Raw genomic sequence first — 3,162 nt, forward strand, 5'->3', positions numbered from 1 at the left:
GGTAAACAAGGAGTGGAGAATCTCTCCCAACCCCAGTTGTCTCCAGAGCTGATCCAAGAGCCAGACGCCGCCGAGGCGTTTGCTTGACTGAAACTGAAAGCCATCCGACACTTCTTCTGCCAATGCCTCGATTTCCCAAGCCTGCTCAGGAGAAAGGAATCGCGAAATGCTTTTGGCCAGACGCTCCAAGACAGCGCGATCCACTTCATCTTCGCGCCCGAATGAATAAATCACCTTCGCTTTCGCATATTTGGCCTTTGGATCCCATTCATTGTGAGCAAGCTGGAGATAGGCGACGGTTGTTCCATCTTTGTTTTTGCGTGTGACTCGTCGTATGTACATGCCTATATTATAACGTATAAACCTTATTTTTAAAAGGAAAAATTAATAAATCGTGTGCCTATGAAATTCGGCGTTTTTTCCTAGGATCCGCATTACGAAACCCTTGATATAACAGCATTTTGGTCATTTCCATTTGCCTAAAATGACCTCAAAACTGTCGAACTCGGGTAATGTGTAGGTTTTTTGATGTATTATGATCATTGTTGTTGAGGGGGAAAACACATATGGATGATAAGAATGCATGCTTTTTAGCATGATAATTAGCTAGAACGCCCGTGATTTAACAGGGAACGCGCCCAATAAAAGACAAGTTTCTTAGTTAGATAGAGAAAACTTGGAGCATTGTCCCCATTCTCCCTTAAGGCATACTCTATAACAAACATTTTTTGAACTATTTGTGTATTTGCTTTTATTCAAACTTTAATATCTGTTATTATTGTGTTGAATCGAATTTTCGAAAAAAGATCTATAATAATAAAAAATTTCAGATTTTTCATTTCGGTTCATCTAAATACAAGCTGATATGATATAACGTGGCTAGTGATCAGCTGGATGTAAAACAAAATTTCAACTTATATATTTAAGATAAAGGGTGGGGGAACTGTGAGTGAAAATCAAGTAACCTTAGAATCTATATTCCAAAATATAAGAGATACTAAAAGGTTACCCGTTATATTTATTGGTTCTGGTATCACGAAAAGATATACAGATAAAAAGTATTCTTGGGAGGGGTTGTTAAAAAGATGTATAGAAGAATATGATGATAACCCAACAAATAAATATAAATGGTATCGTCAAAAAATAAGAAGTCAATACAATATTGATGATAATGATTCCCATCAGATGTATAAATATTTAGGTACGTACATTGAAAATGATTTTAATTTAAATTATTATGAAGGAAAAATTAGAAGTCTGTCTGTACCAGAAGAGGAGAAAAGCCCGCTAAAATATTTTATAAAAGAATTATTACGAACTTATAAAATTGATGAAAACATGTATGAAGAAATAGAAGAACTAAAAAAACTTAAAGATAAAATGATTACAGTTATTACTACGAACTATGACACGTTTTTAGAGGACCATATTTTTACTAATCATGAAAGGCTCATAAAGCAAAAAATGTTTGTCTATTCTGAATTAGGTACATTATTCAAAATACACGGTTGTATATCTGAACCATCGTCTATCGTATTAACTTATCAAGACTATGAAAATTTTAATAAAAAGAGTAAAGTTTTGTCAGCAAAAGTCATAAGTTTGTTTGCGGAAAATCCTGTAATATTTATGGGCTATTCAATCACCGACGAAAATATCCGAAACTTTCTTAAAGATATATATACTTGTTTGGAAAATGAAGAAGAGTATAAAGCATTTGAAGATAGATTAGTTATAATAGAGTACAAAGAAAGCGTACAAAATCCTATCATAGGCAGTCATTCCGTTTACTTCGATGGAGTACAGATTAAGTTAACAAAAATAATTGTAGAAGATTTCACCCTATTATATAAAGAAATGCAAAAATTGGAAGATATAGTTGAGTTGAAAGATATAAAAAGATTAAGAAATTTGGTTTATCAAATTGTTTATGATTATAAAGGGGAAGCTAAAAAAGTTATTAATTTATTGGACGATGAAGAATACGATGGTAATGAAGTTGTAGTTGCTATAGGAAAAGAGTCAGAGTTGTTAGATGTAGTGGGTATAACTGGTATATCAGCAAAAGATATTTTTAAGGATTTAGTTTTCGATTCATTGGATAGTAAACTTAAAAACAGATATGACTATTTGGTTGAAAAGCAACTGCCACAACTATTAAGAGGTAATACTGTATTACCTGTCCACAAATATTTACAAAAGATAGAAAATGAGAGTGTAATCATTGATGAGAAAGTGAGAAAGATGGCAGGGTATTCTCCAGAGGACTTATTGAATAATAATATTAAAAAGGATAGAGAAGCTTATCTAGAAAGTAAGTTTTCCTCTTTAGAAGAAATAGTTAATTCTAATTTACCTAGCACAAAAAAGTTAAACTTCTTAGTTTTAAGAGCGGCATTACATGCTGATGATAAAGAGTTAAAAAGCTTTCTGAGAACACATTATAAAGAGTTTGAAAGCTATCGATTTGGTCCTACAATGCTTAGAAAAATGATTTGTATTCTTGATATAAAAGCATATAAAAGCAGCGCCTAAAAAGGGTGGCGTCAGTCCGACTGACACTCCTTATTTAAGCGCCTATGGTATATTATTATAAGTTCTACATATTGATGTCAATAAAATCTTTAGGCAGGCCAAAGACCAGCTGAAGTCAGGTGGTACCGTGTTCGCCACGCTCGGGTGGTGAAACGGGATGGGACAGTAGGGCTGTTCGCCTGCGTGTACTGCATTCGGAACGGGCATGACGATGGAGTGGCGATCATGAATGCTGAAACGGGAGAAGTGTATGCTATTGAAGTAGGAAAGAACGGGAAATTCGTTGGGCGTGCATGGGCTCATGTGTCTCGTTTTGTTCGGTATGTCGTGAGTGACTTGGCTAAAGCGATGAAAAGCGATTTAACGGATTTGCCCAGAGGTGACACATGCCATCGACGATTTCCATGTCATTCAGCTGTTTACCGATGCGTTCGAACGTTGTCGCAAATAGTTGGGCAAAGGGGGGCAAGAAATACGGAAATGTTCGCTACATTTGCCGTTTATTGAGCCGATGCCCAGAGAAATTGACGGAGGAAGAACGTCCAATCATAGGTAGCGTCAAAAGTTCTATGAAAACTCCACACAGATCATCCCATTGAGCATCGTGGGGCATGCGGAGGGCCGGAT

1 protein-coding gene and 2 pseudogenes are annotated in these 3,162 nt (G+C 35.7%); 2 read left to right on the forward strand and 1 reads right to left on the reverse strand.

Annotation, left to right across the window (positions count from 1 at the left end):
* Nucleotides 1-342 (reverse strand): annotated as a pseudogene (locus B4113_RS08015) (transposase); the annotation flags it as partial.
* 603 nt (nucleotides 343-945) lie between these two features.
* Between B4113_RS08015 and B4113_RS08020 the strand changes: the two are divergent.
* The gene (locus tag B4113_RS08020; protein ID WP_033844511.1) at nucleotides 946-2,535 is read left to right on the forward strand and encodes an SIR2 family protein; all 1,590 of its coding nucleotides are present in this window, start codon (nucleotides 946-948) and stop codon (nucleotides 2,533-2,535) included.
* Between the two features lie 195 nt (nucleotides 2,536-2,730).
* Nucleotides 2,731-3,086 (forward strand): annotated as a pseudogene (locus tag B4113_RS18700) (transposase); the annotation flags it as partial.
* Nucleotides 3,087-3,162: the final 76 nt, after the last annotated feature.

It is taken from the genome of Geobacillus sp. B4113_201601 (assembly GCF_001587475.1).
GTDB lineage: Bacteria > Bacillota > Bacilli > Bacillales > Anoxybacillaceae > Geobacillus > Geobacillus icigianus.